Raw genomic sequence first — 11,335 nt, forward strand, 5'->3', positions numbered from 1 at the left:
CGCACTCGACTCGAGTGACGTGTCTTTTCCATCGCCCAGTTGATTGAGAAACGTTTGGATCAAGGCGACGGCATGTTTACAGCCGACGCCCACGGGGCAGCTGCAGCTCGTACTCAATGCCCCATACTTATCTACTACGTCAATCTCGATCCGCGTCTGATAAGGCCGCTTGTGGCTGCCATCTACATTGCCGCTCAGTGTTACCCGCTCATGCTTACGCTGCAGGTCCATCGTTCCCAACACACGCTGCTGATTGGCATATCGAAGACCTCGCTGAAACGCTCCGTTATCGAAGTTGCCCTGCCAATCGCGCTGGAGCAAGGCGATGAACAACGCCAAGGAGTCGTTCGTCGGAAGAGAATCAGACACGGGTACGCCTCAAGGTCAAAACCAAAACGGCCATTGGACCGAAGCCGTCATGGATTGACAACCATCGCTGGGGTTCAGGCCATCTCCTGCCGATCGCGCGACTTCCGGTGCCAGATAACGATCAAGCATTGAGACTACAACGCGAGCTCATATGCCAAGCGGCCGGGTTCGAATGTCAGGGACCATTACACCCTGGGACTAAACACCTAGCTATCGGAGCCGTATGTTGAAGTGCCTGCTCCAGCACATCCACTATCATGTCGCTGCGAGGTAAGCAGGAGACTCGCCCGACGATCATACCGGGCGATCCGGCGGGCAAAGTCGCCATAGACGAATCCTCGTCAGGTTGTGACCTAAGGGAAATTCGACTTCCATAAGCATCCAGCTGAGCCGTTTCAAACGGCCGCTGTAAAGCTACCAGCGAGGCCTTATAAAGATCTGACACAGTGATACGGGCTGGATTACGGGTAGAGGTTCACGCCCCGGGGCTATGAGTCGATCTCAGGACGGCCTTCGGTGAGACCCAGCGTAAATGCAAGCGCCCAGGCCAAGGGTCTGGGCGCTTGTGTGAGGTTTGGATCAACCCGCGCTACGTTCGAGCTCATGCAGGGCCGCAAGGGCCAGGAAACCAGAGAGGCTCTTGAACTCTCCATGGCGTGCGACGGCATTGTCGATGCGCTTGGTGAACAAGTATTGATTTCACTAACATTGACGAGGCAATGCAATCGCATTACCTTTTTCGAATAACAGTTGCATTACCATTGAGCAAAGGCCAACCATGAACACGACCATTGAGGATGACTCCACCCTGACGGATCGCTACCAGACGACCGTTCCGGCATCGGTTCGTCGTGCGCTGAAGCTGAAACGCCGTGATCGGATTCATTACATGATTCGCCCCAATGGGGAAGTAGTGCTAACTCGTGCCTGCGATGAGCCCGGCCAAGATCCCGTGATTACCAGCTTCCTGGCCTTCCTGGAGCGCGATCTGCAGGAGCACCCGGCCAACATTCGTCCTGTCACTGCCAGCACCTTTGCCGAGGCCGAACGCCTGACGGCAGGCATTGAGGTAGATCTCGATGAAGAACTGGCAGAGGACGACGACGACGCATGAACCCCCTGGAGATAAATGGATGGACGATCTACGCACATCCGCTGTTCCTGGAGCAGGTCGATGCGCTCACCAATAAGGTAAAGCGACTTCAGGAAAAGGATCCACTCGGATATCGCAGCAAACCGGCCACCAAGCGTCTGGCGGCGGTTGTGAAGTTGACCAAGAGCGACATTCCACAAGATCCGGCAGGCTCTCAGTATCGCCAAGGAAACACTCTCGGGTCTAGGCACACTCATTGGTGCCGGGCAAAGTTCTACCAGCAGTACCGGCTGTTCTTTCGCTATGACCTGGCGAACAAAATCCTCATCTACGCCTGGGTCAACGACGAATCCACCAAGCGCGCCTATGGCAGCAAGCAGGACGCTTACACTACCTTCAGTAAGATGCTCGAGAATGGTCACCCACCAGATAGCTGGAGTGACTTGTGGAGAGCGGCTATCAGGGATGGCGAACACATCAAAGCGCTTCTAGGGGCTGAGGATGATCAGCCTTAATTTCGACATGCTGGAATTGCCCCTCAATTAGCAAGCCATGAACCATTCCGGGAGTGTCGGCGGCGCACCGGTCAAGGTGGCCACCTCCAACTACTTCCGCGGTGCCTTCGCCCATCACCACTGCTTGGTGCCGGCGGATGGCTGGTTCGAGTGGTTGCCGGTAGATGAGAAGAAGCAGCCGCACTTCCTATGCCGGGCAGATCATGAGCCGGTCTGGCTGGCATCTGGAGCGAGCGGCCGGACGGCATGCCCGGCTGCGAGATCCTCACCGAGCCCGCTCGAGGTGTGGCCAAGGAGATCCACTCGCGCATGCCGTTAGCCTTGGAAGCCGAAAGCCTGGAGCCTTGGCTAGATCCCCACCTGACCGACAGCAAAACCATACGCCAGCTGGTTCACCATCTGCCCGCCGATACCCTCACTCAATGGCCGGTGAGCACCCGCGTGAACCGTCCGGGGAATGACGACGTCAGTTTGATTGAGCCGTTGTCTGCCGAATCCTGGCCATTGATCCGTTATTCGAGATAGTGGCCAACGGTCGTTCTCAGCAGGTCCTTGTGCCGGCAGAGATACCTGATCACGGGCGCGTTTCTACAGACCCCCCAGCCTTCAACGCAAGGCCAGGGGGGTTAATGAGATGGTCAGCCTGACCTCGATGTCCAGCAGGCTATGCTTGTCGGGCTTCTTCTTTTATGAGGACCTCGCCATGACCACTGCCACCATCATCGGTATCGACCTGGGCAAGCAAACCTTCCACTTGCATGCTCAGGTAAGGTGACGCTTTCTTGATGATTTGAGTACCGTCGCCACAACCCTCCTAACTCTGGGCCGCGCTGGCGACGACGGCCTCGCTATCTGTCACGTGAATGACATGACAGGCATTTATAAATGCTTATCAAAATGTGCTATCGGAGCGACGTCCTCATGCAGAAACAGCGCGTGCTTTTTCTCTGCAACGCCAATTCCGCCCGTTCTTTGATGGGAGAAGCACTGTTACGCCACCTGGCAGGTGAGCGTTTCGAGGCTTTCAGTGCCGGTTCCGAGCCCGATCGACCCCATGAGCAGACACTAGCGGCGCTGCAAAAACAGGAAGTTGCGACAGAGCAACTCGCCAGCAAGTCCTTGGACGAGTTCGAGGGCGAGCATTTCGATGCCGTCATCGTGCTCTGTGACAAGGCGCAGCAGGCATGTCGCGATTGGCAAGGCAGCAGCACCGAATACCTCTACTGGAACATCCGCGACCCTCGCCTGATCGAACGAGCCGATGCCTACGAACAAGCACTGCAGGAAATCCGTCAACGCCTCCAGCTGTGGCTTCAGCTCAAGGAACGAGACGACATTCCTCAATAGCCACCTCACCTTTGGTCATGGATCAGGGCGCGGGATATGGCCAATCGTGGCGCCATGTGCCACATTCAAAGAGTTTGTATGAACCTGGGCCGAGAGGGCCTACCGATGTATTCCGAGAACGCTAAAGTAGAAGCCCCTTCGCCGACAACGTCCTGTCCTTATGAACAAGGCGGTATCGTTTCTAACATCAGAAGATGCGTTCGCCATAGAGTGAGGCGCTAGGCCCACTCCTTACCCAGGCCCGTGACGAACCTCGATTCCCCGGGCGATATGGCCAGGAAGGCTCCGATTCATCGAGCGTGGCATACCATGAAGCTCCTTATCGTCAGCTACACCCCCGGCAGTTCTCTCCTTCATCCCCTGGACGCCGACCACATGCCTCAAGTGGGCGAAATCCTTCAGGTTGGACACACACGCGGTGAGGTGCTCCGCGCCTTGCCCATAGAGGATGTGCAGTGCTGTGAATGTATCGTCGTCGTGGATGACTTAACGTTTAGGACACCGCCCATGCCGATGACGGAGGCGGCTCGTGATCCGGCGCACCAACCCATCCAGTATTAACATTCATGAAACACAAACCTATCCTGTGAGGATTTCTCGTGGATGGGGAAACCATTCTCAATGGACCCGAAGAGCCAGCCGTGGCCTGGGTATTAGCCAGGCTGCTTGAGCAAGATGTCTTTCCCGAAGGGACGGAAGCCCACCAGATCGCCAGAAAGTGGGTACAGCACGGCCATGATGCCATCACGCCCATCGAACTGACGTTGCTCGCCCGGTCCATTGAGCCGCTGATGAAAAACGCCCGCTGCCAGGTGTGCGGCCAGCCCATCACCTTCGTGGAACTCCCCGCCTACCTGAAGGGTAGCGATGGCCGCTGCTGGCGGCATCATCTTTCCCGCCACATCGGAAACGACTCTTTTATTTTCTAAATCAGCCTTGTGCGTAACCGCTTCGCCGTTGCTGTCTGGTTATTAGGTTGAAGCCAGACAATGACACGGCAATGCCGAGAACCTGCCGGGCTTGCTCCACCCTAGATGTTTCACCAGAATTCTCGCCCTTTCCCCTTTCCCCTTTCCCCTTTCCCCTTTCCACTATCCCGCTAGGAGACATGTCATGGAACGCCTTTTCATCTACGGAACGCTTGGCCCCGGCCGCCCCAACGAACACGTCATGCAGAAGATAGGCGGCACCTGGGAAGCTGGAAGCATCAAGGGCCGTCTCATCGAAGCGGGTTGGGGCGCCGAGTTGGGGTTTCCCGGCTTGGTACTGGATGACGCCGGCGACGATATTGAAGGCCATGTCTTTGTGTCGGAGAACCTGTCTCAGCATTGGACCGCGCTGGACGACTTTGAAGGGGCAGAGTACAAACGACAGCTGACGACGGTGACACTTTCCAAGGGTGGCACAACTGAAGCCTACGTATACGCCCTGCGCTGAAGCACTGGTCGCATCGCTGACACTCTTTAGGTGCCGGGCCTTCTTCTCGGAGTCTGGCACTATCCCGGTATGTTTTGCTTTAGGTGTCGACGGTACTCATCCGGCGTCTCACCGGTGAGACGCCGGAACATCGCGATAAACGCTGAGATACTGGCATAGCCTATACCCATGGCAATGCTTTCGACATTGGCCCCGGCCTATAATCGAGCCATCGCCTTGATGACCCTGAGGCGATGCCGCCACTGCGACAGCGATCTCGGATTCACTGCGCGGTATGTCTCTTACCAGAAGGCTGGATCATTGAACGCCTCGACACAGTGCGCCGTTCCCTTCAGCGGCGTTATCTCGGTCTCCGCGAGCGATTGTGCGAGCCAGCCCTCGGGGTATTGCAGCGTGAAAGGCGCGGGGATGAGCGCCCCAGTGACCGGCGCAAAGCCAACACGCGAGTAGTAGTTCGGGTCACCATAGGTCACAGCGATGTCGATCCCCGCCTTACGCAGCGCCTGCAAAGCATAAGTCAGCAGCTGCCGCCCAATACCTTGACCTTGCCTCTCGGTCGCCACCGCTACCGGGCCGAGTACAAACACGCTCCGATCATCCTGGTCGTAGGTCAGCCTCGTGAAGACCGCCCCACCGATGGCCACACCATCGGACTCGGCGGTGAAAACATAGAGATCCGCCGCTGGCGTGCGAGACAGCTGGTTACGCACCAGGTCGCCAATCAGCGTGCCTTCTGACGCTCCCTCAGAGGCGGTGAAGGTCGCCGTGAACAGCGCGACGAGCTCCTGATAGCGCCCTCGGGCGTCTTGCGAAAATTCCATGGAGGCTCCTTTGGTGCCATGCGCATGTGCAGAGCCACTGTCCGGGTTCTAGTTGAAAGCCAGACAGTACACTACCACCTCGGCGAAGCGACGCCCGAAAGCAGCGGTCGCCTAATCCAACAGGCCCATCCATCGCCGAAGGTAGCGGGTTCGGTTAGGGTAGCTCCTTCTTTTGCAGATCCGTTGCGGATGCGAAAAAACGGGATCAAGGAGGATCATATGCCGTCGTCATTGAAAGGCATTCTGTGGATGTGTGCCGGAGTGTTCTGCTTTTCGGCGGGTGATGCACTTTCCAAGTGGCTGGGCGAGGTGCATTCGCCAGTCCAGATTATCTTCTTCCGTACCCTGGTTTCTCTTCCATTGATCGCCCTGATCGCCCACTTCAGCGGCGGCCTTCGCAAGCTGTCCACCCAGCGTCCGGGCTTGCACCTAGTACGTGGCTTATTGGCTACTGCAGCGATGCTGTGCTTCGTGTATAGCTTAACGCTGCTACCGCTGGCAGAGACCACTGCGATCGCCTTTGCCGCACCACTCTTCGTGACGCTGCTCTCGGTGCCACTGCTCGGCGAGCGAGTTGAACGTTTGCCCCTGACAGCCGCGATTGTCGGATTCCTCGGGGTACTGGTGGTAGTGCGCCCTGGCGCGGAGAGCTTTCAACCGGGGGCGCTGGTGGTAGTAGCTACCGCGCTCTTTTACGCATTGGTGATGATCACCACCCGACGCTATGGGGCCCGAGAATATCTGTGGGCGATGGTCTTCTACGTGACCCTTGTGCCACTGCTGGTTACCGGCGCTCTCTTGCCCTGGGCTTGGCAAACGCCCTTGCCCTGGCACTGGCTGGGGTTTCTGGCCGCTGGTGTATTCGGCATCGGCGCCATGGCCAGCATCACCTTGGCCTTTCGTCATGCTCCAGCGGCGCTTGCTGCACCCTTTGATTACACCGCCATGGTCTGGGCGGTGCTACTGGGCTGGTGGTTCTGGGATGAGCAACCGGATCTGTGGGTCTATATCGGCACCCTGATCATCATCGCCAGTGGCCTGGCGATCGCTTATCACGAGAAGCGCACCAGCCTGAAGCGTAGGCCGGTGTCGTAAAAATGCCGTTTGGCCTCAGGTAACCGTCGCATACCATCCGTCATCACTCGTAGGTTGAGCACTATCTGGGTTCTAGGTAGGCCAGACAGCAGGCGCCTCCAGGCACGTCATTGGAGGGATGGTAGCGCTGTCGACATGGAATTCACTGCGCGGTACGTCTCCTAATAGAAAGCTGGATCATTGAACGCCTCGACACAGTGGGCCGTCCCCTTCAGCGGTGTCATCTCGGTCTTCTTCAGTGATTGTGCGAGGCCACCCCACGGGGTACTTCAGCTTGAACGCGGCCGGGATGAATGACTCAGAGACTGGCGCAAAGCCAACACGCGAATAGTAGCTCGGGGCACCATAAGTCACAGCGATGTCGATTCCCGCCTAACACAGCGCCATAAGAGCGTAGGTCAGCAACTGCCGACCAACACCTTGGCCTTGCCACTCGGTCGCCACCGCTACCGGGCCGAGTACAAACACGCTCCGATCATCTTGGTCGTAGGTCAGCCTCGTGAAGACTGCTCCACCGATGACCACACCATCGGACTCGGCGGTAAAAACATAGAGATCCGCGGCTGCCGTGCGAGACAGCTGGCTACGCACCAGGTCGCCAATCAGCGTACCTTCTGACACTCCCTCAGAGGCGGTGAAGGTAACCGTGAACAGCGCGACGAGCTCCTAATCTTGCCCTCAGACGCCTTGCGAAAATTCCATGTGGGCTCATTTGATGCCATGCGCATGTGCAGGGTCGCTGTCTGGGCTCCATCTAGAAGCTAGGTAGTGTATGCCTTCTCCGATCGGCTCGATCAACCTGACCCCCTTGGGACATTAGCGGCAGCCACCAACACGGTGCTCACCACCTCGTCTTTGCTGGTTGAGCGAAGCAGGAGGTGAGCCATGCACGCCGCAGGTAAAGAGTATCGACCTAAGGCAACCGCTCGAAAAGAGAACTTCTAGAAGGCCCTGGGCTTTCTATCCCGGGGTACGAAGCTACATGAAGCGCTAGATGAAGGTGACGGGCCGGTGAACTTATCTGCTGCTAGCTATGTAACCCCACCAGGTTGTTTACAGAAAGCCCCAGCCGGCTAACCGAAGGCTGATAATTCAGACTGGCATGCGGTCGATGCCAGTTGTACTGATGGAGCCAGGCGAGGAGATGCTGTAGAGCGCTTGGAGGATGCCACCATCGCCCTTTCTGTCGGGGGTGTTGGCGACTCATATGATAACGCACTGGCCGAGACGGTGATTGGGTTGTTCAAGACAGAGGTGATCCGCCGAAGTGGGCCATGGCGGCATCTGGAAGCTGTTGAGTTCGCTACCCTGGAATGGATCGACTGATTCAATCATCGGTGGCTCTTGGAGCCGATCGGTAACATGCCGCCGGTCGAACGAGAAGCGCTGTACTATGAGCAACAGGGTCAGGCCAAGAAAGCGGTGTGACTGCTCGCCGCCCGGATGGGCGAGGGTTCTCGCGGTTTTATTGCTGACTCAAACCAACGGAGCTCCGAGAAAGCCAGTACGGTTCAGTTTTTCGGACAATCGCGTTACATGTAACGTAGATGTGCGCTAACATGTTTCATGTAACAAGACGGAGAAACCGCCATGGTGGCTACGAACGATGTAAACAACAGGGTAAAAAAGCACCGCGGCGCCCTGCGAGCGGCCGGCCTGCGCCCGATCCAAATCTGGGTCCCGGACACTCGACAGCCCGGCTTCGCCGAAGAGGCTCGCCGTCAGTGCGCTATCGTGGCAGCTGCCGACGCCGGGGATCGCGACCTGCAGGACTTAATGGACGCGGCTCTGCTGGATCTTGACCTGGATGACGAGGATGACGCATGAGGCGTGGGGATCTCGTGACCATTGCCCTAACGGGTGATTTCGGTAAGCCGCGTCCCGCCCTCATCGTCCAGTCTGATCAGTTTGCCTGCACAGGCAGTGTGACGGTGCTGCTGCTCTCCAGCAGCCGGGTCGATGCACCGTTGATCCGCCTCGATGTTGAGCCCACCCCCGAAAACGGCTTGCACCGACGCTCCCAGATCATGGTGGACAAACCCATGACGGTGAAACGCGAGAGAGTTGGAGAGTACTTCGGTCACCTCGATGACAGCGCCATGGTCGCCGTCAACAGAGCGCTGGCCGTCTTCCTGGGCTTCGCGTGAGTGAGGCTAGCCATCACTTGCCCCACACATTCTTGAATGAAGGCCAGCCTCACCTTCCGCTCACGCACATAAAGAATATCGCCTTGCTCGTCATCTCAGGCCCGTTATCGCCGGAAATCGCGGTGGGAAACGGGTGCTGCTGCGCGATTGCTTCCAGAATCCTGGCCAGGCACCGCCTCGCCGATCGATGATCCCACCCATTGGCTGACGTATTCCCGACTGACGCCATCACCGATCGTCAGCACACGGAATCGCCGCCCCGCCACTAGCTGATCCGCGACGCTATTCATTGAGCAGCGTGGGTTGGCACTGAACGGGCACGGCATCGTCGTTCACGACCGCTCTCGTCGCTTGCACTTTCGGGTTCAGGCCTACTCCCGCTTCCCTCTGCAGCTGAGAAGCTCACTCGCGATTCATCATGCGGCCCTCCTGGCGGACAGCAATAGGCAGACGTAGTGGGGAGCAACAGGTTGCCAAGGCATTCAGCCACATCGGTAGCGGGTCCTCATCTCGCGGCATCACCGGGTAGTGGACCACCGGTCATAGCAGCCCCACCTTCAACAGCGATATCACTGGACTGAACCAGCCGCCGGTCATCAGGTGCATTGCTGCGCCTCCTTCGCGTCGATCGTCCTCAATTACCCGAGACAAGCTCCTTGTGGTCGTCACTGTCGCGTGGGCGCTTGCCGCAGTCCTTTCGTCAGGCAAGTGCTTGGGGTTTCAGATCATGGAGCCCCTTCGTCCCCAAGCCTTCCATGCCGCCCTACCAGATCTTCCCACGAAAGATGTCTATTCGGTCACGCCATCTCGACGGGCTAGATCGGCGAGGGAGGCGCCTCACTCGTGGGTCCTAAGGACGGCGATGGTTTGCAAGCCGAAATGACGGTGTCGCTGCACCGCGAGATCGCCCGGTACCGGGGAACATAGCGAAATTCTCACATTGGCAGTGACCGGGATTCGGGGCGCGATTTGGCAGCGTAAGACTTAACGCTTTGCGTGCCACTTATAGAAGGGGGGAATACATCCTGTACCACCCATGAATCTTACAGTCTCATCCAGCATCGCACCGACTCAGGCCATTTTTGAGCAGTGGGCACGCCATGCGACCCGACATCAAAGTTTTTTTACTCCCTTCGCCAAAAAACACCGCAAAAGTACGCCGTTGACCCCTGTTCTAAGGGCATACCCCAAAGAAACAGTGAGTTGAGCATGACCAAAGATACAGTTATCGTCGCCCGAGGTGGCTTTCATTACTTCGCCGAGCACCTCTGTTGTGAGGTAGGAGACCTCCCGCATCTTGATTTAGCGCAGCCGGTCAACGGTACGCCAAATGTTAACCTGAGCATCAAACCGGTCCTTTTGAAGAAAGCCGATGGACAGCGTGAACTGCTCAATGCGGAATCGGTGTCGCATGCACTGCAGAAGCTGCCCGGGGTAGGCAGCGTCATGGTTCATGAAGTCGACGAGGACGACCTCTCCCCTATTGCCGACCTGTTCCTCAAGTTTATCTATCGCATAATTAAGCCCTGCTACGAGTTGCCCACCAAGAAGCAGAAAACGGCCGCACGCCGGCAGAACGCCCTTAATATCCTGAAAGGTGACCCACTGCTTCAGCAGTTTATTACAGAGGTCGTGTTTCCAGGTAAAGATCCGCTGCAGCGTTCCACTATTTTCAAGCTCTTCGACGCCAAACTGTCGATCAATGCCATCGATATGGACCTGAAGGTGTTTCGTGACAACCAGCAGAAAACGGGGGAGCACACGTCGACTCGATCAAACGCATCACCCGCTAAAAAGCCCAAGCCAGCACTTGCCACAGAATCAATGCAGGCTGAGGTTTCGGGCCCAGCTGCGCCCATCGCTTCCGATATCCCTGCTACTCGGTTGGCAGTAGACGGTTGCTCTGCGCCGGCGTCAGCGCAACTCGCCCCTACATCACAGGACGACCAGCCCCATCACCGCCAATCGCTGGCCCTCGTCAGTGAAGACGCACAACCCGATTCAGACGCCGCACATCATCCCTATTCAAGCGTCGATGATCGCGTCGAAGCTGACACTGTCCCTGAGCATATGCCGCCGCCCTCTCCAAAGGTCAGTGCTCCGCCCCAGGCCCCATTAGAGAATAACGCCACCTCAACACCGTCTCATCCTGCGCCGCCTGCTACCCACCAGCCTGCCAAGGCGAAACCGACATTCCCGCATAACCTCTCGCAAATCACTGACCCGGAGCATGCCTTACGAATGGCCGAATTCGACTTTGGTGTTTCCCCGCGAACTCGTCATGTGGGGCGCACGCCACAAACAGTAATCCGGGAAAAACTGGGCCTAAATATCGATTAATTGAGCATCCTCCGGCTCATTTCCGCGACAGACCCCGGCGTCAACGACGTCGGGTAGACCGGGAGGTTGGTTTTTGCCCACAGACCCGGGCATGTGCGACTGACGCATTCGGGTTCTCAGCGCCAAGGCGGTATTACGCCGAGAGCTCGTACTTGATGGTGGCAACCACCA

General features: G+C 57.4%; 13 protein-coding genes and 4 pseudogenes. 12 read left to right on the plus strand and 5 right to left on the minus strand.

What is annotated here, in order from left to right; all coding sequences use genetic code 11:
- Positions 1–87: 87 nt before the first annotated feature.
- A pseudogene (locus Q2K57_RS18390) lies at positions 88–231 on the minus strand (hypothetical protein); the annotation flags it as partial.
- Positions 232–1,147: 916 nt separating this feature from the next.
- On the opposite strand from Q2K57_RS18390, the gene Q2K57_RS16665 reads away from it, so the two are divergent.
- The 7 genes and pseudogenes from Q2K57_RS16665 to Q2K57_RS16695 all read left to right on the plus strand — a co-directional run bounded on the left by Q2K57_RS16665 (position 1,148) and on the right by Q2K57_RS16695 (position 4,761).
- Positions 1,148–1,483 carry a type II toxin-antitoxin system PrlF family antitoxin gene (locus Q2K57_RS16665; RefSeq protein ID WP_304525748.1) on the plus strand — a complete coding sequence of 112 codons (336 nt, stop codon included), beginning with the start codon at positions 1,148–1,150 and terminating at the stop codon, positions 1,481–1,483.
- Positions 1,480–1,977 (plus strand): type II toxin-antitoxin system YhaV family toxin, encoded by a 498-nt coding sequence (locus Q2K57_RS16670; protein WP_304525749.1) that lies wholly within the window; start codon positions 1,480–1,482, stop codon positions 1,975–1,977. Before Q2K57_RS16665 ends, Q2K57_RS16670 begins: the two co-directional genes overlap by 4 nt.
- 37 nt (positions 1,978–2,014) lie before the next feature.
- Positions 2,015–2,502 (plus strand): annotated as a pseudogene (locus Q2K57_RS16675) (SOS response-associated peptidase).
- A 109-nt stretch (positions 2,503–2,611) separates the two neighbouring features.
- The gene (locus Q2K57_RS16680) at positions 2,612–2,752 is read left to right on the plus strand and encodes a hypothetical protein (RefSeq protein ID WP_304525750.1); all 141 of its coding nucleotides are present in this window, start codon (positions 2,612–2,614) and stop codon (positions 2,750–2,752) included.
- A gap of 146 nt (positions 2,753–2,898) precedes the next feature.
- Complete coding sequence (locus Q2K57_RS16685) at positions 2,899–3,324, plus strand: arsenate reductase ArsC (protein WP_304525751.1); 426 nt, start codon at positions 2,899–2,901, stop codon at positions 3,322–3,324.
- Positions 3,325–3,923: 599 nt separating this feature from the next.
- Positions 3,924–4,253: a hypothetical protein gene (locus Q2K57_RS16690; protein WP_304525752.1), complete on the plus strand. Its 330-nt coding sequence runs from the start codon at positions 3,924–3,926 to the stop codon at positions 4,251–4,253.
- 184 nt (positions 4,254–4,437) lie between these two features.
- Positions 4,438–4,761, plus strand: a complete 324-nt coding sequence (locus Q2K57_RS16695; protein WP_304525753.1) for a gamma-glutamylcyclotransferase — start codon at positions 4,438–4,440, stop codon at positions 4,759–4,761.
- A 59-nt stretch (positions 4,762–4,820) separates the two neighbouring features.
- Here the strand turns inward: Q2K57_RS16695 and Q2K57_RS18395 are convergent, their stop codons facing one another.
- Together Q2K57_RS18395 and Q2K57_RS16700 are read right to left on the minus strand one after the other, a co-directional pair.
- A complete protein-coding gene (locus Q2K57_RS18395; RefSeq protein ID WP_369700276.1) occupies positions 4,821–4,931 on the minus strand; it encodes a hypothetical protein in 111 nt (36 codons plus the stop codon).
- A gap of 111 nt (positions 4,932–5,042) precedes the next feature.
- On the minus strand, positions 5,043–5,582 hold the full coding sequence (locus tag Q2K57_RS16700; RefSeq protein ID WP_304525754.1) for a GNAT family N-acetyltransferase: 540 nt from the start codon (positions 5,580–5,582) through the stop codon (positions 5,043–5,045).
- Positions 5,583–5,801: 219 nt separating this feature from the next.
- Here Q2K57_RS16700 and Q2K57_RS16705 point away from each other — a divergent pair, with 219 nt between their 5' ends.
- On the plus strand, positions 5,802–6,677 hold the full coding sequence (locus tag Q2K57_RS16705; protein WP_304525755.1) for a DMT family transporter: 876 nt from the start codon (positions 5,802–5,804) through the stop codon (positions 6,675–6,677).
- A 372-nt stretch (positions 6,678–7,049) separates the two neighbouring features.
- Here Q2K57_RS16705 and Q2K57_RS16710 read toward each other — a convergent pair whose 3' ends face one another.
- Together Q2K57_RS16710 and Q2K57_RS16715 are read right to left on the minus strand one after the other, a co-directional pair.
- Positions 7,050–7,298: a GNAT family N-acetyltransferase gene (locus Q2K57_RS16710; RefSeq protein WP_304525756.1), complete on the minus strand. Its 249-nt coding sequence runs from the start codon at positions 7,296–7,298 to the stop codon at positions 7,050–7,052.
- A gap of 406 nt (positions 7,299–7,704) precedes the next feature.
- Positions 7,705–7,827 (minus strand): annotated as a pseudogene (locus tag Q2K57_RS16715) (IS481 family transposase); the annotation flags it as partial.
- A gap of 2 nt (positions 7,828–7,829) precedes the next feature.
- Between Q2K57_RS16715 and Q2K57_RS16720 the strand changes: the two are divergent.
- The 4 genes and pseudogenes from Q2K57_RS16720 to Q2K57_RS16735 all read left to right on the plus strand — a co-directional run.
- Positions 7,830–8,105: pseudogene (locus Q2K57_RS16720) on the plus strand (integrase core domain-containing protein); the annotation flags it as partial.
- Between the two features lie 162 nt (positions 8,106–8,267).
- Positions 8,268–8,504: an antitoxin MazE family protein gene (locus Q2K57_RS16725; RefSeq protein WP_304525757.1), complete on the plus strand. Its 237-nt coding sequence runs from the start codon at positions 8,268–8,270 to the stop codon at positions 8,502–8,504.
- Positions 8,505–8,518: 14 nt separating this feature from the next.
- Complete coding sequence (locus Q2K57_RS16730; protein ID WP_304525758.1) at positions 8,519–8,824, plus strand: type II toxin-antitoxin system PemK/MazF family toxin; 306 nt, start codon at positions 8,519–8,521, stop codon at positions 8,822–8,824.
- A 1,209-nt stretch (positions 8,825–10,033) separates the two neighbouring features.
- Complete coding sequence (locus Q2K57_RS16735) at positions 10,034–11,164, plus strand: hypothetical protein (RefSeq protein WP_304525759.1); 1,131 nt, start codon at positions 10,034–10,036, stop codon at positions 11,162–11,164.
- Positions 11,165–11,335 lie beyond the last annotated feature (171 nt).

Origin of the sequence: Halomonas sp. I5-271120 (assembly GCF_030553075.1) — a bacterium.
Classification (GTDB): Bacteria; Pseudomonadota; Gammaproteobacteria; order Pseudomonadales; family Halomonadaceae; genus Onishia; species Onishia taeanensis_A.